The sequence below is a fragment of the Bradyrhizobium sp. SZCCHNR1098 genome (genome assembly GCF_032489375.1).
Classification (GTDB): Bacteria; Pseudomonadota; Alphaproteobacteria; order Rhizobiales; family Xanthobacteraceae; genus Bradyrhizobium.
Map to the genome: position 1 here is coordinate 63289 of NZ_JAUEXY010000006.1, position 25522 is coordinate 88810.

Sequence of the window (25522 nt, forward strand, 5' to 3'; positions counted from 1 at the left end):
ATGCCGACACAGACCCTCGTCGAACGACTCCGCGAGCATGCCGCCTCGCGTGCCGATCATCCGGCGCTGCGCTTCATCGAAGGCGACGATGTCGTCGACGAGCTGACATTCGCCGCGCTGGATCGACGCATTCGCGCAACGGCCGCACATCTGCAGGAGCTTGCCGGCGCAGGCGAGCGCGCCGTGATTCTCCTGCCGAACGGTCCCGACTATGCCGTCGCGTTCTACGCGTGCCTCTATGCCGGGGTCATTGCCGTGCCGGCCTATCCGCCGGAAACCGGGAAGGAGCGTTACACGAGCCGGCTCGACGGCATCCTGCGCGATGCGGCGCCACGGCTCATTCTCACCCAGGCGCGTTTGCGCGACGCCGTCGTCGCTGCGTTCGGCGAGACCAATGCTCATGTTGTTGCCGTCGACGAGGTGCCGGTCGATGCCGCCGCATCGTGGCGCGAGACGGACTTGCACGGCGAAGCGATCGCGTTCCTCCAATATACGTCGGGTTCGACGTCGCAGCCGAAGGGTGTCTGCGTCACTCACCGGAACCTGGTCGCCAATGAGATCGCAATCGAGGCGGTGCTCGGCGGGACCAAGGATGACGTCTTCGTCAGCTGGCTGCCGCTCTATCACGACATGGGATTGATGGGCGGATTGCTGAATCCGCTGTTCACGGGCTTCACGGCGGTGCTGATGTCGCCGCGCAATTTCCTGGAGCAGCCGCGGCGCTGGCTCGACGCCATCCATCGCCACGGCGGCACCTGCAGCGGCGGGCCGGACTTTGCGTTCGCGCTCTGTGCGGACCGGATCTCGGACGAGGCGATCGCGCGTCTGGACCTCGGCCGATGGCGGTTCGCGTTCTCCGGCTCGGAGTTCGTGCGCCGCGCGACGCTGGATCGATTTGCCGCGCGCTTCCGGCCGGCGGGCCTCGATCCTCGCGCGCTGACGCCGTGCTACGGCCTTGCCGAGGCGACCTTGCTGGTGACGGCAGGCGACCGCGCGAGCCGGGCGGTTTGTCACACGCTCGATCCCGCAGCGCTCGCCGGCGGGCGCGTTGCGGGCGCCGGCGAGGGCACGGACCTGATGGCGTGCGGCGCCGTGGCAGACGGCCACGCCGTGCGCATCATGAGGGTCGATGCGTCCGCCGAGGCCGAGAGGAATGAGGTCGGCGAAATCTGGGTCGCAGGTCCGAGCGTCGCGCTGGGCTATTGGAACAATCCCGAGGCGACGCAGCAGACGTTCGTCGTTCGCGACGGCGCGCGCTGGCTGCGGACCGGCGATCTCGGCTTCGTCCGCGACGGCGAACTCGTCGTCACGGGAAGGCTCAAGGATCTGCTGATCGTCCGCGGCCAGAACATCTATCCATTCGATCTGGAGCAGGCCGTCGAGACCGAGGTGGCCTCGGTGCGGAAGGGACGTGTCGCGGCCTTCCCGGTCCAGATCGATGGCGCCGAAGGCATTGGCGTAGCTGCCGAGTTCAGCAGGGCAGTGCTGCGGCGAACGCCGGCCGACGTGCTGATCAAGGCGATCGGCGACGCGGTCATGCGGCAGACGCAGGAATATCCGGCGGTGGTCGTGCTGCTGAACCCGCAAGGCATGCCGCTGACCACCAGCGGCAAGCTGCAGCGGTCCGCCTGTCGCGCCAGGTGGGCGCAGGGCACGCTCGATAGCTTCATGGTGTTCGAGCGGCGACGCGAGGCGGCGGACCCATCGCCGTCCCCGGAGCTCGCGACGGCGACCGAACGCCGTCTTGCGCTGATCTGGCGGGATGTGCTCCGGCGCGAGACCGTCGATCGCGACGACGACTTCTTCATGCTCGGCGGCAACTCGGTCGCGGCCGCTCAGATCACGGCGATGGTGCGCGAGCAGTTCGGAATCGAGCTCGCGCTGCGCGGCTTCTTCGATGCGCCTACGCTCGCCGCGCTCGCAGAGCTTATCGATGCCGCCAGCGCGGACGCGAAAGTGCTTCCGCCGCTGCAGCCGGCACCGGCGGGCATACGCGAGCTGCTGTCTCCCGCGCAGGAGCGGCTGTGGTTTCTCTGGAGCATGGATCCGGCCGGCACGGCCTACACCATCGCCTGCACGGTGCATTTCGACGGCCCGCTCGATCAAGCACTGCTGGTGCAGGCGCTGACCGAAATCGTCGCCCGTCACGAGACGCTGCGCACCACCTTCTCCGCCCCGGATGGCCGCGTCGTGCAGGTCATCCATGCGGCGCCGGACATTCCGGTCGCGGTCGAGGATCTGCGGCGCAGCCCGGCGGCGGAGCGCGCGTCGCGGGTCGCGGCGCGGACACGCGAGGAGCTGGCGCGGCCGTTCGATCTCGTCAATGGCCCGCTGCTGCGCGCCGTGCTGATGCAGCTCGCGGACGACCGCCACGTGCTGCTGCTGTCGGCGCATCACATCGTAGCCGACGGCCTCTCGCTCGACGTGCTGCTGGCGGAGATCGCCGCGCTCTATGACGGGCTCCGGCGCGGGGCAGGGGCGCTGCCGCCGCCGTCCGCCGTCCAATATGCCGACTACGCCGCATGGCAGCGGGATTGGCTCTCCGGCCCCGAGGCTGCGCAGCAGCTCGCCTACTGGCGCGAGCGACTCGGCGATGCGGATAGGCCGCTCGCATTGCCGTTCGACCGGCCGCGCCCACCCGTACAGAGCTATCGCGGCGACACCATCCACGTCGAGATTGCGCCCGATCTGGCGCTGAGGCTCCGCGCGCTCGCCAGGGAGCATCGCGTCAGCATGTTCATGCTGCTGCTCGCCGCCTATCAGTTGCTGCTGTTCCGCTACTCCGGCCGCTCCGACCTGCGCGTCGGCGTGCCCGTCGCCGGGCGCCGCCAGGCCGAGCTGGCGTCGCTGATCGGCTGCTTCGTCAATACGCTGGTGCTGCGGGCCGACGTGACCGACGGCATGAGCTTCGCCGAGCTGCTGGCGCGGGCGAAGGAGGAGGTCATTTCCGGGCTGGCGCATCAGGATCTGCCGTTCGACCGTCTCGTCGATGCGCTCAAGCCGACCCGATCCGGCGGCCACAATCCACTGTTCCAGGTCAAGTTCAACTACATGGACGCGCCGGCCGGATTTGCGCTCGGCGATGGCCTGCACGCCGAGCCGCGCATCGTCGATCTCGCCGGCTCGCATTTCGATCTCGCGCTCGACATCATCGACGGCCCAAAGGGCATGAATGCGAGCCTGAATTTCGCAACTGATTTGTTCGATGCGGCCACGGTCGAGCGGATCGGGAGCCAGCTCGTCGATTTCCTGCGGCAGATCGCGGCGGGCATCGACCGGCCGCTGCGCGACTTCGCAATCGCGCGAGACGTCAGGCAGGTCGTCGCGGCGGAGGTGAAGAGCTTCCCATCGATGGACATCCTCGATCTGATCGACGCTGCGTTCGCGGGCCGCGACGATCGGATCGCGCTGCGCCAAGGACAGGACACCGTCAGCGCCGCCGAGCTCGTGCGCTGGTCGGACCAGATCGCGCGCACGCTCGTTGCGGCGGGCGTCACGCGTGAGACGCCGGTGGCGCTGTGGATCGAGCGGTCGCCGAGCTTCGTCGCGGCGCTGCTCGGCGTCTTGAAGGCGGGCGGCGCCGCCGTGCCGCTCGATCCGGCGTGGCCGGTGGCGCGTGTTGACCGTATTCTTCACGATGGTGGCATCGACACCCTGATCGCGACCGGCGAATGCCTCGCTGCGGCGAGCGCGTTGCAATGCGTCGCGCTGGATGGCGAGTCGCGCAGCGATGCGTCTCGCGGCGAGTTCATTCGCCCGCACGTTCATCCGGCGCAGACTGCCTACATCATCTACACGTCGGGCTCGACCGGCGCGCCCAAGGGCGTCGCCGTGTCACACGGGGCACTTGCCAACTATGTGCAGGCGCTATTGTCCCGGCTGCGGCCACGCGCCGACGCGAGCATGGCGATGGTCTCGACTGTTGCCGCCGATCTCGGCCACACCGTGCTGTTCGGCGCGCTCGCGAGCGGCGCAACCTTGAATCTTCTTCCGGCCGATGCCGCGTTCGATGCGGATGCGTTTGCGCAAGCGATGCGCGACGGCGAGATCGGCGTCCTCAAGATCGTGCCGAGCCATCTGCGCGGCTTGCTGCGGGCACGGCGCTCGGCCGACATTCTGCCGCGCGACATGCTGATCCTTGGCGGCGAGCCGTGCGATCACGGCTTGATCGAAGAGGTCCGCCGGCTGCGGCCGGATTGCCGGATCATCAATCACTATGGACCCACCGAGACGACGGTCGGCGTTACGACACATGAGTGGACGGAAGCCGCAGGTCGAGGTCCGGTGCCGGTCGGATTGCCGCTTGCCAATCTGCGGACCTACGTTCTCGACGATGCACTGAATGCCGTTCCGGCCGGGGTCGCCGGTGAACTCCACGTCGGTGGTGTTGGGTTGGCGCGCGGCTATCGCTGTGCGCCCGCGCCGACGGCAGAGCGCTTCATCCCCGATCCGTTCGGGGCGCCAGGTGAGCGCCTCTACCGAACCGGCGATCGCGTGCGTTGTGATCAGGCCGGCCGGATCGTGTTCCTCGGCCGGCGCGACGATCAGGTGAAGCTGCGCGGCTACCGCGTCGAGCCCGCCGAGATCAGCCGCGCGATTACATTGATGAGCGGCATCGCCGATGCAGCCGTCGTGGCCCGCGCCGTCGATGCTGAGCAGGAGCGCCAGGAGCTCGTGGCCTATTGTGTCGCTGCAGCGGGCGCCGTGTTGCAGCCGGAGACGCTGCGGCAGCAACTCTCGGCGATGCTGCCGGACTACATGGTGCCGTCGCGCATCGTCGTGCTCGACTGGCTGCCGCTGACCGCCAACGGCAAACTCGACCGCGCGGCGCTGCCGCAGCCGGACGAGGACGCCGTGCTATCCTATGCCGCCCCGGTCGGGGCGGTGGAGGAGACAATCGCCGCGGTCTGGCAGGACGTGCTGGGCCGCGAGCGGATCGGCCGCAATGACAATTTCTTCGAGCTCGGCGGCGACTCCATCCTCAGCCTGCAGATCATCGCGCGGCTGCGCAAGCGCGGCGTTATGCTGACGCCGAAGCAGATGTTCGCGCAGCAGACGATAGCGGCGCTGGCCGGCGTGGTTGCGACCACCTCCGCGCCGGCCATCACGCCGCCGGCAGCAGCACGCAACGCAATGAACGCCTGCGCTGCGGAGCTGCTGCCGATCCAATTGCGCTTCTTCGCGGAGGATATCGCCAATCGCGATCACTTCAACCAGGCGGTGCTGCTGATCCCGCGGGACCGGATCGACTGGAGCGTGCTGCAGCGGGCGCTCGCTGCCGTCGTGGGGCATCACGATGCGCTTCGCATGACGTATCGGCAGGTCGCGGGTGAATGGCAGGCGGTGCCGTCCGACCTGCCTGCCGCGCCTGAGCTGCTTTGGCTCCGCACGGCAGTCGAGCCGGCCGACGTCAGCGCGATCGCGTCGGCGGCGCAGGCGAGCCTGTCATTGGCATCGGGATCTCTGCTGCGCGCCGTCGGGTTCGACATGCGCGACGGCAGCCAGCGGTTGCTGATCGCCATCCATCATCTCGCCGTCGATGGCGTGTCGTGGCGGATTCTGCTCGAGGACATCGCGTCGGCTTGCGAGCAGCTGACGGGGCAGGCGGGCGCCGTCAACCTGCCGCCCCAGAGCTCCACGCCGTCCTCCTGGGTGCAGCGACTGCGAGCGCATGCGGCCTCCGATCGGCTCGGAGACGAACTGCCGTTCTGGCTGGCGTCCTCCCACGGCAGCGAGCTGCCCTGCGACGACGACCATGGTGGCACCGACGTCGAAGCCGACGCCGAGGAGGTCGTGCTGAACCTTGAGGCGGAGCTGACCGAACGGCTGCTCGATGCCGCGCCTGCGGCCTATCGCACGCAGGTCAACGACCTGCTGCTGGCTGCGCTGGCGCGTGCGGTCTGGAACTGGCGTGGGATCGATGGCGTCGTGATCGAGCTCGAAGGCCACGGCCGCGAGGATGTCCTTGCGGACTGTGACCTCACACGGACGGTGGGCTGGTTCACGACCGCATTCCCGGTCCGTCTCGACAGCGGCAGCGAGACCGACGGCGCGCTCATCACCCGCGTCAAGGAGACGCTGCGCGCCGTGCCCGATCGCGGGCTCGGCTATGGAGTCCTGCGCCATCTCGGTGCGAAGGAGCATCGCGAGGCGCTGGCCGCGGTGCCGAACCCGCGCATCGTCTTCAACTATCTCGGCCGCTTCGATGGCCAGCTCGGCGCGTCGGCGCCGTACCGGATTGCGCCGGAAAACCCGGGACCGATGCGAGCCGCCGACACGCCGTTGCGGGCCTGGCTCACCATCAACGGCGAGGTGCGTGACGGGCAGCTGCGTCTCGGTTTCCGCTATGGCAGCCGGCGCTATCGGCGCGCGACCGTCGAACGGCTCGCGGAGCTCTATCGGGCGGCGCTGCACGGTCTCGTCGATCATTGCCTCGGCGGCGCCGGCGGTCTCACGCCGTCCGACGTTCCGCTCGCGGGGCTCGATCAGGCGGCGCTCGACCGGCTCTGCGCGACGATCGACTGTCGCTCCGTCGAGGACATCTATCCGCTGTCGCCGATGCAGCAGGGCTTGCTGTTCCATGCCCTGCGCGATGGTGCTGATGATGTCTATGTCAACCAGCTCTCGATCGAGCTTCGAGGTGTGACGCCGGCGCGGTTGCGTGCGGCATGGCAGGCGGCGAGTGCGCGGCATGCGGTGCTGCGGACTGGATTCGTCTGGCAGCAATTGTCCGGAGCGGCCCAGCAGATCGTCTACCGTCAGCTCGAGGTGCCCGTCGTCGAGGAGGATTGGCGCGGCCGTATTGCTGATGGGGCCGCGGCGGCGGATATCGAGGCGGCGCTTGCGGAGGCGGCACGGCGCGAGCGTGAGCTCGGCTTCGACATCACCCGGCCGCCGCTGCAGCGGCTGCGGCTGATCCGGCTCGGCGATGACAGGCTGTGGCTGATCTGGACGCATCATCACATCGTGATCGATGGCTGGAGCTCGGCGCGGCTGCTCGCAGACGTGCTGCAGCAGATCGGCGGCGCCGCGCCGTCGGCGGCGCAAGCCAGTTATCGCGACTACATCGCCTGGCTGCAGACGCGCAACCACGCGGCGGCCGTGGATTTCTGGCGCGAGACGCTGCGCGGCTTCGATGAGCCCACGCCGCTCGCCGACGCCTTGCGCGCGAGCCGCGCGATCGACGCTGCGAGCGGCCACGGCCGGCTGACGCTGCGCGTGGACGTCGATCTCGCTGCCCGCCTGCGGCGGTTCGCGACGCAGCAGCGCATCACGATGAATACGCTGCTGCAAGGGGCCTGGGCCCAATTGCTGCGGCAGTATACGGGACAAAGCTCGGTCTGCTTTGGCGTGACGGTCTCGGGCCGTCCGGCCGAGCTTGCCGGCGCCGAGCATATGGTCGGCCTCTTCATCAACACGCTGCCGCTGATCGACCGTGCGCACCCGCGGACCGCGACCGGCGACTGGCTGCGAACCCTTCAGGCGCAGAGCGTCGTGGCGCGCGACTATGAGTGGCTGCCGCTGCACGAGATCCAGCGCCTCGCCGACAGGGCCGGGCAGCCCCTGTTCGACAGCCTGATGGTGTTCGAGAACTATCCGATCGATCAGGCGCTCACCGCGCGCAACGGTGCCGGGCCGCAGATCGGGCGGGTCGAACATGTGACGCCGACCAGTTATCCGATCGCCGTCATCGTGTTCGACGGACCCGAGGGCCTGCGCCTCGACTTCAACTACGATCGTGCGCAATTGGACGAGCACGCGATTCGACGGGTGAGCGCGTCGTTGCGGGACTGGCTGATGCAGATTTCGGCGGATGCCACCCGTCCGACCGGCAGCCTTCGAATGGTCGATGGGGAGGCGCTGGCGTGGCTCTTGCGCTGGAGTGGAGCTGCGATTGGCGAGACGTCATCCCGACCGTCGTCGATCGGCGCGGCGCCTAGCCTCGTGGCGCAGATCGAGGCGCGGGCGAACGCCGTCCCGGACGCGGTTGCGATCGTCAGCGGCGACCGCCGGATCAGCTACGGCGAGTTGAACGCGCGCGCAAACCGGCTGGCGCGGCGACTGCGCGCGCGCGGGATCGGCGCCGATGTCGTGGTCGGACTGGCGCTGGAGCGCGACGCCGAGATGATCGTCGCGCTGCTCGCCGTGCTGAAGGCCGGCGCCGCCTACCTGCCGCTCGATCCGGACTATCCGGCCGAACGTCTTACCCACATGCTGAGCGACAGCGGCGCGAGGCTTCTGCTGACGCAAGCTGGGCTGCAGGATCGGTTCACGCTTGCGCTGGCCGATAGCGGAGCCGAGGCCTGGCTGCTCGATCGCGACGATGATGCGGGCGACGCCGACAATCTCGGCAGCACCATTCATCCGGAGAGCCTCGCCTACGTCATCTATACATCGGGCTCGACCGGCCTGCCCAAGGGCGTGATGGTGCGTCACGGCGCAGTGACGAACTTCCTGGCGACGATGGCCGAGCAGCCGGGGATCGCATCCGACGACCGGGTGCTGGCATTGACCTCGCTGTCGTTCGACATCGCGGTGCTGGAGCTGTGGCTGCCGCTGACACGGGGCGCCCGGATCGTGCTGGCCGATCGCGCCTCGGCGCAGGATCCGACGGCGCTGAAGGCGATCGTGGCCAGGCACGGCGTGACCATGATTCAGGCGACGCCGTCGAGCTGGCGCATGCTGCTCGATCATGACGGGACCGCGCTGCCTCGTCGCTGTCGCGTACTCTGCGGCGGCGAGGCGCTGGCTCCCGATCTGGCACGGCGGCTCGTCGCGCTGAGCGGCGAGGTCTGGAACATGTATGGGCCGACAGAGACCACGGTGTGGTCTGCGCGCCACCGGCTCGATTCCAACGATCCCATGCCGGTGCTGGGTGGTCCGATCGGCAACACCACGCTCTACGTGCTCGACGCCAATCTCAATCTGGCGCCGCCCGGCGTGACCGGCGAACTGTTCATCGGCGGCGAGGGACTGGCGCGCGGCTATTGGAGGCGCGCCGGGCTCAGCGCAGAGCGCTTCGTTCCCGATCCGTTGTGCGGTGCTGGTGCGCGGTTGTACCGGACCGGCGATCTGGCGCGCTGGCGTGCCGATGGCACGCTCGACTATGTCGGCCGCGCCGATCACCAGGTCAAGATGCGCGGGCATCGCATCGAGCTCGGCGAGATCGAGGCGCGGCTGCGCGCACTGCCCGGCGTTCGCGACAGCGTCGTGGTCGCGCAGGAGTTCGGCGGCGGGCGGCACCTGATCGGCTATGTCAGCAGTGACAGCACCCTCGACGGCGGCGACTTGCGCGCGATGCTCACGGCCATGCTGCCGGACTACATGGTGCCGTTGCGCGTCATCGTGCTGCCGCGGCTGCCGCTGACGCCGAACGGCAAGGTCGATCGCAAGGCGCTGCCGCTGGCCTCACAAGGCGAAGCGGGAGACGACTATCAGGCTCCGGTCGGTGAGATCGAGATCATCCTGGCCGGCATCTGGGCGGAGCTGCTCGGCCTCGATCGCATCGGGCGGGGCGATCACTTCTTCAGGCTCGGCGGCCACTCTCTGCTGGCGGTGCGGCTGCTCGGCCGTGTCGCGCAGGAGTTCGGCACGTCGGTGCAATTGTCCGAGCTGTTCGCTCATCCGGAATTGGCGGAATTCGCGCGCGTCCTCTCGATCAGTCTGATCGAGCAGGAGTTCGCCGAAGGTGAGCTCCAGGAACTGATGACGGCGGAGCTATCATGAGCGGACAATCAGGACAGTCTCTTCTGCGTGACCTCGATCTGGAGACGCTGCGCCGGTTGGCATCGCGCGCGCGACAGCGCGGCCGCAACGCCCCCAGACGCGACACAAGCACGATCCCGATCGTCGATCGCGGGGGCCGGCTGCCGCTCTCCTTCGCGCAGCAGCAGCTGTGGCTGCTGGCGCAGCTCGATGGCGGAAGCGCGAATTATCACATCGACGTGGCGCTGCGGTTGCGCGGCCGGCTCGACATCGGCGCATGGCGCCGCAGCCTCGACCGCCTGTTCTCCCGGCACGAGGCGCTGCGGACGGTCTTTGTCGCCGAGGACGGCGAGCCGCGAATTGCGCTGTTGCCGTCCGACACCAGCCTGCCGCTGGAGATGCATGATCTTCGCGGCCGGCCGAACCGCGAGAAGCGGCTGGGCGACGTGCTGGATGAGTGCACGCGCGCGCCGTTCGATCTCGCTCGGGGGCCGCTGATCCGCAGCCATTTGATCCGTCTGGGCGATGATGATCACGTCGTTCTGCTCAGCCAGCACCACATCATCTCCGACGGATGGTCGATGGGCGTCATCGTCCGCGAGCTCTCGGCGCTGTATGGCGCCTTCGCCGCAGGCGGCGATGATCCGTTGCCGCCGCTCGCGATTCAGTATCCGGACTATGCAGCATGGCAGCGCCATTCGCTGACGGCAGATCGACTGCAGCGGCAGCTCGATCATTGGACCGCCGTGCTGCGCGATGCGCCATCCTTGCTGACATTGCCGACCGACCGTGCGCGTTCTGCGCCGCGATCCAACGCCGGCGCCGCGGTGCCGGTGGAGATCGACGACGGTCTATCGGCCGACATCAGGCGGCTGGGCCACGCTCTCGGCGCCACCCCGTTCGTCATCGTGCTGGCGGCCTGGGCCATCGTGCTGTCGCGGTTGGCGGGCCAGCAGGATCTCGTGATCGGCACGCCGAGCGCAAATCGGATGCGTTCGGAGCTCGAAGGCCTAGCCGGCTTCTTCGTCAACATGCTGGCGCTGCGGCTCGACCTCTCGCATGGTCCTGCTGTCGCCGAGCTGATCGACCGCGTCAAGACGGCGGTCCTCGCGGCGCAGGATCATCAGGATCTTCCGTTCGAGCTCCTGGTCGAGGCGCTCCAGCCGCCGCGGCATCCGGAATACACGCCGGTGTTCCAGGTGGTGTTCGCGTGGCAGAGTAACGATGTCGGCTCGTTCGCACTGCCCGGCCTGGCGGTCGAACGCCTTGCGATCGAGCAGCACAAGATCAAGTTCGATCTCGAGCTCGATCTCAGCGAAAGTGGCGGCCGCATCACTGGCAAGCTCAACTACGCGACGGCGCTGTTCGACGCCGATACCGTACAGCGCTATCGCTTCTATCTGTTGGCTGCGCTGCGCGCCATGGTCGCCGACACCAGCCAGCCGGTCGATCGGATCGAGCTGCTGCCGGCCGAGGAACGTACGCTGCTGCTGGATGTCTGGAACCGGACGCAGTCGTTCACGCCAGCCGACTGCTGCATCCAGGAGCTCGTCGCAGAGCAGGCGCGCCGCCGCCCCTCCGCCGTGGCGCTGGTCCATGGCGCGGTCAGCCTGAGCTATCGCGAGCTCGAGGAGCGCGCTAATCGCCTCGCGCATCATCTCGTTGCGCTGGGCGCCGGTCCGGACCGGCTGGTCGCGATCTGCCAGCAGCGCGGCATTGATGCGATCGTCAGCGTGCTCGCGGTTCTCAAAGCGGGAGCGGCCTATCTGCCGCTTGACCCTGCCTATCCGCCGCAGCGTCTGCGCGAGACCGTGGCCGATGCCCAGCCGACGCTGCTGCTCTGTGACGGTGAGAGCGCCAGCACGCTCGGCAGCGTGGCGTACCCTTTGATCGATGTGGAAAGCGATGCGCCGGCCTGGAGCGGGCTCCCGGAGAGCGCACCGGATGTTGCTGCCCGTGGCCTGACGCCGCGCAATCTCGCCTATGTCATCTACACGTCGGGCTCGACCGGACAGCCGAAGGGCGTGATGGTCGAGCACCAGGGCCTCGTCAATCTCGCGCAGGCCCAGATCGGGCTGTTCGACACCGGTCCGCACAGCCGGATCGTGCAATTCGCCTCCTTCAGCTTCGACGCAAGCGTGTGGGACATCGTCATGGCGCTTTGTGCTGGTGCCGAGCTGCATCTGCTCGGAAGCCGCGAGCATCGCGACGCGCCGGAGCTGTTGAATTATCTCGTCGAACATCGCATCACCCACGCCACCTTGCCGCCCGCGATGCTGCAGGGCCGCTCGGACCTCGCCCGGCTCTCCGGGCTCGAGGTGCTGGTTCTCGCCGGCGAGTTGCCAAGGCCGGAGCTGTTCGAAGCGCTGCCGCCCGAGATTGCGGTCTTCAACGCCTACGGGCCGACGGAAGCGACCGTCTGCGCCACCGCATGGCGCCGTCCGCCCGGCTTCGCCGGCGTTGTCGTCCCAATCGGTCGCCCGATCGCCAACGCGCGGATCTATCTGCTCGACGCCCAGGGCATGCCGGTGCCGCGCGGTGCCGTCGGCGAGATCTGGATCGGCGGGGCAGGAGTTGCCCGCGGCTATCTCAACCGTCCCGATCTGTCGGCGCAGCGTTTTGCCGTGGATCCGTTCGGGCTGTCGTCCGATGCGCGGATGTATCGAACCGGTGATCTCGGCCGCCATCTCGCCGACGGCAACATCGAATTCCTGGGCCGCAACGACCATCAGGTGAAGATCCGCGGCTTCCGCATCGAGCTCGGGGAGATCGAGCATCGGCTGAATGCGCAGGCCGGAGTGCGGGACTCGGCGGTGCTGGCGCGGCGCGATGCGCAGGGCGATCTCACGCTCGTCGCCTATGTGGTGCCGGCGGAGGACGCCGACGGCACCGGCGCGTGGGCCGCGAAACTCCGTTCACATCTGCAGGGAAGCCTGCCGGACTACATGGTCCCGTCGGCGATCGTTCGCGTCCCTGCACTTCCGCTGACACCCAACGGCAAGGTCGACCGGCAGGCGCTGCCGGCGCCGGACGACGAGGCGTTCTCGCACGCCACCTATGATCCTCCCCAGGGCGAAGCCGAGCAGACGCTCGCTGCCATCTGGCGCGAGTTGCTTGGCGTCGAGCGCGTCGGTCGCAACGATCATTTCTTCGAGCTCGGCGGCCATTCGCTGCTCGTCGTCCGCATGCTGGATCGACTGAAGCGCCATGCGCTGACGATCGATGCGCAGATGGTGTTCGCCAAGCCGGTGCTGCGCGATCTCGCGGCCAGCCTGCGGCAGGGCGAGGAGATCGCGATCCCCGCCAATCTGGTCACGGCGGAGAGCCCGGCCATCACGCCGGACATGCTGCCGCTGATCGCGCTGAGCCAGGGCGAGATCGACCGCGTGGTGGGCCGTGTGCCGGGCGGCGTCGCCAACGTCCAGGACATCTACGCGCTGTCGCCGTTGCAGGAGGGCATCCTGTTCCATCATCTGCTCGCGACCGAGGGCGACCCCTACGTGCTGGTCGCGCAGATGGCATTTGCGGGCCGTGATCTGCTGGATCGCTATCTTGCGGCCGTTCAGGACGTGATCGACCGGCATGACGTCCTGCGGACGTCATTCCTCTGGGATGGGCTGTCGGTGCCGGTGCAGGTGGTCTGGCGCCAGGCACCGCTAAGCGTCACCGAAGTTGAGCTCGAAGGCAACGAGCCGGCCCAGGTCGAGCTGGCGCGCCGCTTCGATCCGAACTCCTGCCGGCTTGATCTGACCCAGGCGCCATTGCTGCGTCTCGTTGTCGCCCGCGACCCAGGAAGTGATCGCCTGCTGCTGCTGGTCGTGCTGCATCACATGGTCGGCGACCATTCCACCCTGCAGGCGTTGCATGAGGAGGTGCAACTGATCCTGTCGGGACGCCGTACTGCTCTGCCTCCGCCGATTCCATTCCGCAATCTCGTCGCCGAGACTCGCAAGCCGGGCGGACAGGATGCTCAGCAGCGCTTCTTCCGCAGCATGCTTGCCGACATCGATGCGCCGACGGCGCCGTTCGGATTGATCGAGGTGCGCAGCGACGGCGCCGGCGTGCGCGAGGCAAAGCTGCCCCTGCCGGCTGCGCTCGATGCGCGGCTGCGCGCGCAGGCGCGGCGCGTTGGCGCGAGCCTCGCCAGTCTCTGTCATGTCGCCTGGGGCCAGGTGCTGGCGCGCAGCAGCGGACGTGAGCAGGTCGTGTTCGGCACCGTGCTGCTCGGCCGCATGCAGGCTGGCCATGATACCGGCCGCAGCCTGGGCCTGTTCATCAACACGCTGCCGTTGCGGCTCGATCTCGACGGCACGTCGGTTGAGGACAGCGTTCGCGCAACGCATGCGCGGCTGGCGGAGCTGATGGTTCATGAGCATGCCTCGCTGGCAATGGCCCAGCGTTGCAGCGGCGTCGCGCCGCCGACGCCGCTGTTCTCCGCGATCCTGAACTATCGGCACGGCCAGCGGCAGGACGCGCGGGCAGACGCGCAGCCCATCCAGGCTCTGCGTGGCGTCGAATGGCTCGGTGGCGAGGAGCGTACCAACTATCCGCTGATGCTGGCGGTGGATGACGACGGTCATGGACTTCACCTGACGGTCCAGGCCGTGGCGCCGGTTGCGCCCGAGCGGGTCGGCGCGATGATGCAGCAGTCGCTCGATCGGCTGGCGCTGGCGCTCGAAGCGGCGCCGCACGCGCCGGTGCGCCAGCTCGATGTCGTTCCAGAGGACGATCGCGCGCGGCTGCTGCGCGCTTGGAATGCGACGGCTGTCAGCTTCGCGGATACGCTCTGCGTGCACCGGCAGTTCGAGGTGCATGCGGCGCGATCTCCCGATGCGATCGCGCTCGTACACGGGCAGGAGACGATCAGCTACGGCGCGCTGAATGCGCGGGCGAACCGCCTGGCGCGGCGGCTCAGGGATCGCGGCATCGGGCCGGATGTTGTGGTCGGGCTGGCGCTGGAGCGCGGCGTCACGATGATGGTTGCGCTGCTCGCGGTGCTCAAAGCGGGCGGGGCCTATCTTCCGCTCGATCCGGACTATCCGGCCGAGCGGCTCGCGCACATGCTGAACGACAGCGGCGCCAAGCTGCTGCTGACGCAAGCCACGCTCCACGACCGCTTCGCGCCGGTGCTGGCCCGGAGCGAGGCCGAGGCATGGCTGCTCGAGGTGGCGGCTGGCGAGGGCCTCGGCCAGACCGATAGTCTTGCTGTCGACGTGCATCTGGAGAGCCTCGCTTACGTCATCTACACCTCCGGCTCCACCGGTCGGCCCAAGGGCGTGATGGTGCGTCACGCCGCGGTGACGAACTTCCTGACGACGATGGCCGAGCAGCCGGGCATCGCGGCCGACGACCGTGTGCTGGCGTTGACCTCGTTGTCGTTCGACATCGCCGTGCTGGAGCTGTGGCTGCCGCTGACCCATGGCGCCCGGATCGTGCTCGCCGACCGTGCCGCTGCCCATGATCCGGTGGCGCTCAAGGCGATGGTGGCACGGCACGGCGTGACCATGGTCCAGGCGACGCCGTCGAGCTGGCGCATGCTGCTCGATCACGACGCGGCCGATACACACGAGACGGCTCCATGGCTGCCGAAGGGCTGTCGCCTGCTGAGCGGCGGGGAGGCGCTGGCCTCGGACCTGGCGCGGCGGCTGGGCGCGCTGGGCAGCGAGGTCTGGAACCTGTATGGGCCGACCGAGACCACGGTGTGGTCGGCGCGTCACCGCCTCGATGCGACCGATCCGGTGCCGCTGCTCGGCAGCCCGATCGGCAACACCCGGTTGTACGTGCTCGACACCGAACTCAATCTGGCGCCGGTCGGCGTCACTGGCGAGCTCTTCATCGGCGGTGACGGGCTCGCGCGCGGCTATTGGAAACGCGCCGCGTTGAGCGCGGAGCGCTTCATCCCGGATCCGTTCGGCAGCGACGGCGCGCGGCTGTACCGGACCGGCGACCTCGCGCGCTGGCGGGCCGACGGCGTGCTCGACTATGTCGGCCGCGCCGATCATCAGGTGAAGATCCGCGGACATCGGATCGAGCTCGGCGAGATCGAGGTGCGGCTGCGGGAGCGGCCGGGCGTGCGCGACAGCGTCGTCGTGGCGCAGGAGCTCGGCGGCGGCCGTCAATTGGTCGGCTATGTCAGCGGCGATGATACGCTCGACAGCGGCGGCCTCCGCGCTGCGCTCGCAGCAGCGCTGCCGGACTACATGGTTCCGTCGCGCGTGATCGTGCTGCCGGAGCTGCCGCTGACGCCGAACGGCAAGATCGACCGCAAGGCGCTGCCGCGGCCCGATGTCGGGGCTCCCGAAGCGCATCGCATCGGCCCGCGCAATCCGACCGAGGCCGCACTCGCGGCGATCTGGGCAGAGCTGCTGCACAGGCCGGACGTCGGCGTCACCGACAATTTCTTCGAGCTCGGCGGCGACTCGCTGGTGGCCGTCCAGCTCGTCGGCCGCATCAAGCGCGATCTCGCGCGGGAGGTGCCGCTGAAGCGGTTGTTCGAGCTGACCACGATCGAGGCCATGGCGTCTGTGCTCGCCGCGGACCCGCCGATGAGCAGGCGGAGCGACGACATTGCCGCCATGTTCGATCTGCTTGAGGAAGTCGAGTTTGCCAATGAATGATCAGTCCGGACTCCAGGCCCAGCAGCTCGGCGAAATCGCGCGTCGATTGGTGCGTCTCGATGCGTCGAAGCAGCGCGCGTTCCTGACGCAGTTGGCGGCCAAGGGGATCGATCTGTCGATCTTGCCGATCGCCCGGCAGCATCTGCAGCGCGCGCCGTTGTCGTTCGCGCAGGCCCGTCTCTGGTTCCTGTGGCGGATGGATCCGGGCGGCTCCGCCTACAACATGCCGGTCGCGATCCGCCTGCGGGGTCGGCTTGATGTTGGTGCGCTCCAACGGGCGCTCGATGAACTCGTCATGCGCCATGCCGCGCTCCGCACGACGTTCCGGCAGGACGACGGCGAGCCGGAGCAGATCGTAGGGTTGCCGGCGCCTGTCGCGCTTCGCCGCATCGAGATCGCGGGCGATGATCGCGAGCAGCAGGCGCGCCGGCTGCTGCGTGAGGAAGCGGCGTTGCCGTTCGATCTGGAATCCGGACCGCTGCTGCGCGCGGCGCTGCTGGGTCTTGGCGAGCACGACCATGTCCTCTCGGTCACGCTGCACCACATCGTCGCCGATGGCTGGTCGATGCAGGTTCTCACCAACGAGTTCTGGCAGCTCTATCACGCCGCCGCCCGCGGCGAGGTGGCCTCGCTGCCGGCGCTCGAGATCGACTACGCCGATTTCGCCGCCTGGCAGCGACTGTGGCTCGGTGCCGTCGAGGAGGAGCGGCAGCTTCGCTACTGGACCGGCCGTCTCCATGACACGGCCATGCTGCCGCTGCCGTTCGATCGGCCGAGGTCAGCCCAGGCCGATCAATCTGGCGATGCCATACGGCTGTCGCTCGGGGCGGAGCTTGCCGATCGCCTGCGCGAGCTGGCGCGGGGACAGCACACGACGCTGTTCGTCTTTCTGCTCGCGGCGCTGAAGCTGGTGCTCTATCGCTACAGCGGCCAGCCCGACATCAGCGTCGGCGTTCCGCTCGCCAATCGCGACCGGTCGGAGACGCGGCGTCTGATCGGTCTGCTCGTCAACACCCAGGTGCTGCGTACACGTATCGACAGTCAGGGTACGATCGGCGACGTCATCAAGGCACTGCGCGAGGCCTCGCTCGAGGCCCAGGATCACCAGGATCTTCCGTTCGAGCGGCTGCTCGACGTGCTGCAGCCGCAGCGCAGCCTGAGCCAGATGCCGCTATTCCAGGTGCTCTATAACCATCAGCATCGGCGCGAGCCGGCGCATGCGCCGGCTGCGTCCGAATTGCAGATCGAGACGATCGCGGCAGAGATCGACACGGTGAAATTCGACCTCGCTCTCGACAGCGAGGAGGCGCCGTCGGGAGACGTCTCGGCGCTGTTCTCCTTTGCCACCGCGCTGTTCGACCGGTCGACCATCGCACGGTTCGCCGGGCATTGGCTCACGATCCTACAGGCGATGGTCGCGGATCCCACACGTCGGATCGCGGCATTGGAGCTGTTGTCGGCCCGGCAACGCGACGACGTCAGACAGTGGAACGCTTGCCCTCCCGCGCTCGTGCCGTTCCAGCCGGTGCATCGGATGTTCGCCCGGCACGCAAAGGAGACGCCGAGCGCAGCGGCCCTGGTGTTTGGGGCCGAGACGATCACCTATCAGGCGCTCGATCGCCGCGCCAACGCCATCGCGCAGCATCTGTTGGCGCTCGGCGTGCGACCCGGCGAGCTCGTCGGGCTCTCGATGCGGCGCTCGCCCGATCTCGTCGCCGGTTTTGTTGCCGTCCTGAAGGCCGGCGCGGCCTATCTGCCGCTCGATCCTGATCATCCGCCAGCGCGGCTGGCCGCCACCGTTCGAGATGCCGGCGCGCGCGTCGTGCTGGTCGATGCGGCGGGACGATCGCAATGGCCGCCGATGCCGGGGATCGCGGTCGTCGATCTCGGCGCGATGGCGGCTGAGACGACGGAGAGCGACCCGGCGGTCGATGTCCATCCCTCGAGCCTCGCCTACGTGATCTATACGTCCGGCTCCACCGGCGTGCCGAAGGGCGTTGCGGTCGCTCACGGATCGTTCGCAATGCATTGCGAGGCCACCGCCGAGCTCTACGAGATGGGCCGGCAGTCGCGCGAGCTGCACTTCCTCTCCTTTACGTTCGACGGCGCGCATGAGCGGTTGTGGACCGCGCTGAGCTGCGGCGCGACCTTGGTGATGCGTGATGCCGATCTCTGGTCGGCGGAGAAGACGCTCGACGTGATGGGCGCGCAGCGGGTGACCAATGCCGGCTTTCCGCCGGCCTATCTGCAGCAGCTCGCCGACTTCGCGGCGTGGCGCGGCGATCCGCCGCCCGTGTCGCTGTATTCGTTCGGCGGCGAGGCGATGCCCAAATCCGGCTTCGACAAGGTCAGGCAGGCGCTGCGGCCGCGCAAGCTGATCAATGGCTATGGTCCGACGGAGACGGTGGTCACACCGCTGGTCTGGAAGGTCGACGCCGATGCCGAGATCGACTGCGGCTATGCGCCGATCGGCCGTCCTGTCGGCCGGCGCTCGGCCTATGTTCTCGACGGCGATCTCAACATCGTTCCGGTCGGCGTCACCGGCGAGCTCCATATCGGCGGCGAGGGGCTCGCGGCCGGCTATTGGAATCGGCCGGCGCTGACGGCGGAGCGCTTCATCCCCGATCCGTTCGGCGCGCCTGGCGCGCGGCTGTATCGCACTGGCGATCTGGCGCGCTGGCGCGCCGATGGCGTGATCGACTATGTCGGCCGGTCCGACCACCAGCTCAAGATCCGCGGCTTCCGCATCGAGCCGGGCGAGGTCGAGGCACGGCTGACGCGGCAGGCGGGTGTTCAGTCGGCGGTGGTGGTGGCACGCGAGATCGGCGGACGCCAGCAGCTCGTCGGCTATGTCTGCCGCGGGGACGGCCTCGACGAGACCGGGCTGCGGGCGGCGCTCTCGGAGGAGCTGCCGGACTACATGGTTCCGGCGCGGATCGTGCTGATGCCGCAGATGCCGCTCACCGCTCATGGCAAGGTCGATCGCGACGCCTTGCCGACGCCCGAGCAATTGTCTGCCGAGACCGACTACGTCGCGCCGCAGTCCCCCGCGGAATTGGAGCTGGCGGCGATCTGGGCGGAATTGCTTGGCCATTCGCGGGTGGGCCTGACCGACAATTTCTTCGAGCTCGGCGGCGATTCCATCATTTCATTGCAGGTGGTCGGACGTGCGCGCCAGCGCGGGCTTGCCATCGAGCCGCGCGACCTGTTCCGGCATCAGACGCTGCAGGAGCTGGCGCGGGTCGCGCGCCGCGATCGGGCGGCGATCGTCTCCGCCGAGCCGCTCGCGCGCGATGGCGATCCGGTGCCGCTGTTGCCGATCCAGCGCCGCTTCTTTGCCGAGGACGCCGGCGAACGGCATCACTGGAATCAGGCGTTGATGCTCGTGCCGTCGGCGCGGCTCGACTGGCGGGTGATGGCGCAGGCGGTCGAGGCCGTGGTGGCGCATCACGATGCCCTGCGGCTGCAATTCCGGCAAAGCGACGGCGCGTGGCAGGCGATATACGGCGCGATGCCGGCGAGCGCCGATCTGCTCTGGATTCGCACCGTCGCCGATGCGGCCGAGATCACCTCGGCTGCCGCGACCGCGCAGGCAAGCCTGTCTCTGCAGGGGCCGTTGCTGCGGCTCGTCGGCATGGACGTTGCCGACGGCAGCCAGAGGCTTCTCATCGTCGTGCATCATCTCGTCGTCGATGGCGTGTCCTGGCGCGTGCTGCTCGAGGACATCGCCTCGGCGTATCGACAGGTGGCGCAGGGCGCGGCTGCGATTGCTCTGCCTTCCAAGAGCCGGTCCATGGCGTCATGGGGCAACAGGCTGGAAGACTATGCCGCCAGCGAGGAGCTGGCTGGTCAGCTCGACTATTGGAGACAGCGGACCGCCGCCGGCGACCTGCCATGCGACGATGATCACGGCGAGACCGATCGCGTCGCCGACGGCGAAGACGTCGTCGTGTCGTTCGATGCCGACATGACCGGGCAGCTGCTCAAGCAGGCGCCCGCTGCCTATAAGACCCAGGTCAATGATCTGCTGTTGGCGGCGCTGGTCCGCGCCGTCAGCCGCTGGAGCGGGCTCGATGAATGCCTGGTCGAGCTCGAAGGCCATGGCCGTGAGGATCTGTTCGAAGGCCTCGACCTGTCGCGCACGGTCGGCTGGTTCACGACCGCATTTCCGCTTCGCCTCTCTGGTGGCACGAGCGACGATGCCACGCTCATCAAGTCGATCAAGGAGGAGTTGCGGGCCATCCCGGCGCGCGGGCTCGGCTACGGCGTGCTGCGCTATTGCGGCAGCCCCGAGCAGCGCGCCGCCCTGACGGGCGGAGCCGAGCCGCGGATCGTCTTCAACTATCTCGGCCAGTTCGGCGCCGGCTCCGACCTTGCCTTCGCGCTCGCGCCGGAAAGCGCGGGGCCGTCACGCAGCGCCAGCGCGCCGCTCGGGCGCTGGCTCAGCATCAACGGCCAGGTGCTCGACGGCCGGCTGAGGCTGACATTCAGCTTCGGCCGCCGACGCTATCGCCGCGCGACGATCGAGCGGCTGGCCGCGTGCTATTCCGCGGCCCTGCGCGAACTCGTCGCGCATTGCACGAGCGGCGTATACGGCCTCACGCCGTCGGACGTTCCGCTCTCAGGCCTCAGCCAGCCGGAGCTCGACCTGCTCGGAGCGTCGCGCGATTGGCGCGATATCGAGGATATCTATCCGCTGTCGCCGATGCAGCAGGGCATGCTGTTCCACGCGCTGCGCGACGGTGACAGCGGCAACTATGTCAGCCAGATCGCCGTCGACATCAGCGGTGCGGACGCGGCGCGATTGCGCGCGGCGTGGCAGGCGGTGACGGCGAGACACGCTGTGTTGCGGACGGCGTTCGTGTGGAGAGAATTGTCGGGCGCGCCGCAGCAGGTCGTCCACCGGCAGGTTCCTGTCCCCTTCGTCGAGGAGGACTGGCGCGACCGTGTGGACTCGATGGATCAGGCCGCGCGTGACGCGGCGCTGGCCGATGTGGCCGCAGCCGAATGGCGGGCCGGCTTCGACCTGTCGCGTCCGCCATTGCAGCGGGTCCGTCTCATCGATCTCGGCGGCGGTGTGCACCGCCTGATCTGGACACATCATCACATCCTGCTCGACGGCTGGAGCGCGGCAAGGCTCATCGGCGAGATCATGCAGCATGTCGGTGGCGCGTCGCTGTCCGCCCCACGCGGCCGCTATCGCGACTACATTGCCTGGCTGCAGCGTCAGGATCGCGATACGTCGAGTGCGTTCTGGGCACGCTCGCTCTCGACGGTCGGCGAGCCGAGCCTGCTTGCCGATGCGCTGGGCGGGCCGGCCGCGCCTGCCGACGGCCATGGCTCGATCGATCTCGTCATCGATGCGGCGACGACGGAGCGGCTGCAGGTCGTGGCGCGGCGCGAGCGGGTGACCCTGAACACGGTCCTGCAAGCGGCCTGGGGACAGCTGCTGCGGCGCTTGACCGGCCAGGATGTCGTCTGCTTCGGCGCCACGATCTCCGGCCGGCCGCCTGAGATCGCGGGCGTGGAGGAGACCGTCGGCCTGTTCATCAACACCGTGCCCGTGTTCGACGATGCGAGACCTCAGACGTCGGTCGGTGATTGGCTGCGCGGCTTGCAGGATCGCAACGTCGACCTGCGCGAGCATGGCTGGATGCCGCTCCACGAGATCCAGCGGCTTGCGGGCCGCGCCGGCCGGCCGCTGTTCGACTCCATCTTCGTGTTCGAGAACTATCCGGTCGACGCGGCGCTGCGCGATCAGGCCGCCGAGGGGCCGTGTGCCAGCCGCGCCGAGCAGATCTCGATCACGAACTATGCGCTCACGGTCGCGGTGTTCGTGACGGACAGGGGCATCCGGCTTGGATTCCGTTACGATCGCAGCCAGTTCGACCAGGCGCAGATCGAGCGGATACAGGCAGCTTTCGCCTGTCTGCTCGTGCGCACTGCCGACGACAGCAGCCGACCGGTCGCAGAGCTGCATGGATTGGATGCCGCCGCTTTGCAACGGGTGCTCGGCTGGAGCTCGGGACCCGCCGCGCGGACGGTGAATGACGACTTCGTCGACGTCGTGACGCAGATCGAGCAGCAGGTCGCACGGTCGCCTGCGGCCATTGCCGTGATCTCCGATCAGGAGAGGATCAGCTACGCCGAACTGAATGCGCGGGCGAACTGCCTGGCGCGACAGATCAGGCAATCCACCGTTGCTCTGGATGCTCCCGTCGGCTTGGCATTCGAGCGCAGCGCCGACCTGGTCGTGGCTGTGCTGGCCGTTATGAAAGCCGGCGCCGGCTACCTGCCGCTCGATCCGGATTATCCCGCCAAGCGGCTCGCCGCGATGCTGGGCGACAGCGGCGCGCGGCTGGTGCTGACGCAGCCGCAGTTGCGTGATCGGCTGATCGAGATCACGGCAGGGGCGGGCGCCGAGTTGATCGCCGTCGGCGACAGACGCGCCTCGCAGGACACGGACACCGGCAGCTTGGATCTCCAGAGTCCGACCCACGCCGAGAGCCTCGCCTATGTGATCTACACGTCCGGCTCGACCGGCGTGCCGAAGGGCGTGGCCTGCACGCGTGGCGCGCTGGCGGCGCGGCTCGCCTGGATGCAGCGGGAGTACGGGCTCGATCCCGGCGAAACGCTGTTGCAGAAGACGTCGTTCAGCTTCGACGTCGCGGTGTGGGAAATCCTGTGGCCGTTGACGGTCGGTGCGCGGCTTGCGATTGCAGCGCCGGGCGCACATCGCGAGCCGAAGCGGCTGATCGATGCGGTCACTGCGCATGGCGTGACCACGCTGCATTTCGTGCCGCAGATGCTCGCGCAATTCGTGGCTGAGCCGGAGGTTCAGCGATGCGTGACCTTGAAGCGCCTGTTCTCCGGTGGCGAGGCCCTGCCGGTCCAGCTGAAGGACCAAGTCTATTCGGTGTTCCCGGCGATCCGGTTCGACAATCGGTATGGCCCGACCGAAGCGCTCATCAATGCCAGCTTCTGGAACTGTCGCGGGCCGAGCGGGTCGGGCGTGCCGATCGGCTTCCCGATCCCGGGCACGATCCTGCGCATTGTCGATGCCGATCTCAATCCGGTCGCCGAGGGAACGACGGGCGAGCTCCATATCGGCGGAGACGGGCTGGCGCGCGGCTATCTCGGGCGCGCGGCGCTGACGGCCGAGCGCTTCATTCCCGATCCTTTCGGACCTCCCGGCGCGCGGCTCTATCGAAGCGGCGATCTGGCGCGTTGGCGCAGCGACGGCGCCATCGCCTATGTCGGCCGGGCCGATCACCAGGTGAAGGTTCGCGGCTTCCGCATCGAGCTCGGCGAGATCGAAGCGCGGCTCCTGCAGCAGCCCTCGGTCAGCGCGGCCGTCGTGATCGCCAGGGATTTCGGCGTGGGCCGGCAGCTGGTCGGCTATGTCTGCGGCGACGGCATGCTCGATGCTGCGACGCTGCGTGAGGCCCTGTCCGCAACGCTGCCGGACCACATGGTGCCGGCGCGGATCATGGTCCTCGACCGCCTGCCTCTGATGGTGAATGGCAAGGTCGATCGCAACGCGCTGCCGACGCCGGAGGCGCGCGCTGCAGCCGAGGGGATCGCGCCGCGGACGCCGGCCGAGGCTGCGTTGGCCGCCATCTGGGCCGAGCTGCTGCATCAGCCGGATGTCGGGATGACCGACAATTTCTTCGAACTCGGTGGCGATTCCATCATCTCGCTGCAGATGGTCAGTCGTGCGCGGCGGGCCGGCCTTCTGATCGAGCCGCGAGACGTCTTCAAGCACCAGACGCTGGAAGCCCTGGCGCGCGACGCGCGGGTGATCGTCCGGCTGGAGACGACGGCAGAGCAGGGGCGCATCGCCGGGCCACTTCCGTTGCTGCCGATTCAGCTCCGCTTCTTCGAGCAGGAACTGGACGCCCCTGATCACTGGAATCAGGCTTTGCTGCTGCGGCCGCGGCGGCGGCTCGACTGGGACGTGTTGCGACGCGCAGCGGTGGCCGTCGTCGCGCATCACGACGCACTGCGACTGCGCTTCGAACGCATCGACGGTGTCTGGCGCGCCGAGCACGGGCTGGGGCCGGCTGTCTCGGACCTGTTGCGGTCGTGCGAGCTCGCCGACGGCGAGGCGGTCACCGCGCTCGCCGCAGAGGTCCAGGCGAGCCTCTCGCTCGCGCATGGTCGTCTGGTGCGGATGGTCGGCATGGATCTGCCGGAGGGCGAGCAGCGCCTCCTGATCGTGATCCATCACCTCGTGATCGACGGCGTGTCGTGGCGCGTGCTGCTGGAGGATCTCGCGGCTGCCTATGAGCAGCTCATGCGCGGGCAAGAGGCGACACTGCCGGCCAAGACGCACGCCTACGCCCAATGGGGCGCAGCGCTACGCGCACACGCGGCCTCGGATGCGCTGGTTGCCGAGCTGGATTACTGGTCAGGGCTCCGGCGGGCGGACGACGTGCCGTGCGATTCTGATCATGCGGATCGGGATACGATCGCCGACGCCGACGACGTGCCGCTTGCGATCGACGCCGAGCTGACCGCGCGTCTGCTGGGTACGGCGCACGGCGCGTACAGAACCCAGGTCAATGATCTGCTGCTGTCGGCGCTCGCGCGCGCGGTGTGGCGGTGGTCGGGCCGCGAAATCATGACGGTCGAGCTCGAAGGCCACGGCCGCGAGGATCTGGGCGGCGGGCTCGATCTGTCACGAACCATCGGCTGGTTCACGACTGCGTTTCCGGTACATCTGATGGCTGGATCGCAGCCACCCGCGGTGCTGATCAAGACGACCAAGGAGATGCTACGGTCAGTCCCCAGCCGGGGACTTGGTTACGGCGTCCTGCGTTATCTGGGTTCTGATGCCCAGCGTGCGACGCTGACGACGGGAGCGCAGCCGCGCATCGGGTTCAACTATCTCGGTCAGGTCGATGGCAGCACGGACGAGACTGCGCTGTTCTCGATCGCGCCCGAGAGCGCCGGCCCGTCGCGTGCGGCATCGAGCCCGTTGCGCCACCATATCGCCATCAATGCGAGAGTGCTCGACGGTCGTCTGGAGCTATCGTTCGGCTTCAGCAGAAAGCGCTATCGACGCGAGACCGTGACCCGCGTCGCAGGCTGTTTCGAGGCGGCGCTTCGTGAGCTGGTCGATCACTGCACGAGCGGCGTCCATGGCGTGACGCCATCCGATGTGCCGCTGTCGAAGCTGAGCCAGGCCGAACTCGACG

3 protein-coding genes (1 of these 3 cut by a window edge) are annotated in these 25522 nt (G+C 68.3%); all 3 read left to right on the forward strand.

What is annotated here, in order from left to right; translation table 11 throughout:
- Tightly spaced (each overlapping or abutting the next), the 3 genes in view from QX135_RS14860 to QX135_RS14870 form a layout consistent with a single transcriptional unit that may run on beyond the window.
- Nucleotides 1–9726 carry a non-ribosomal peptide synthetase gene (locus QX135_RS14860; RefSeq protein ID WP_316181466.1) on the forward strand — a complete coding sequence of 3242 codons (9726 nt, stop codon included), beginning with the start codon at nt 1–3 and terminating at the stop codon, nt 9724–9726.
- Nucleotides 9723–16322 (forward strand): non-ribosomal peptide synthetase, encoded by a 6600-nt coding sequence (locus QX135_RS14865; protein ID WP_316181467.1) that lies wholly within the window; start codon nt 9723–9725, stop codon nt 16320–16322. The genes QX135_RS14860 and QX135_RS14865 overlap by 4 nt, the downstream gene beginning before the upstream one ends.
- Nucleotides 16315–25522: the 5' portion of a non-ribosomal peptide synthase/polyketide synthase gene (locus QX135_RS14870; RefSeq protein WP_316234132.1), read on the forward strand. The gene runs 7199 nt beyond the window's last position; the window shows 9208 of its 16407 coding nt (coding positions 1–9208); it begins with the start codon at nt 16315–16317; the stop codon falls past the right edge of the window. Before QX135_RS14865 ends, QX135_RS14870 begins: the two co-directional genes overlap by 8 nt.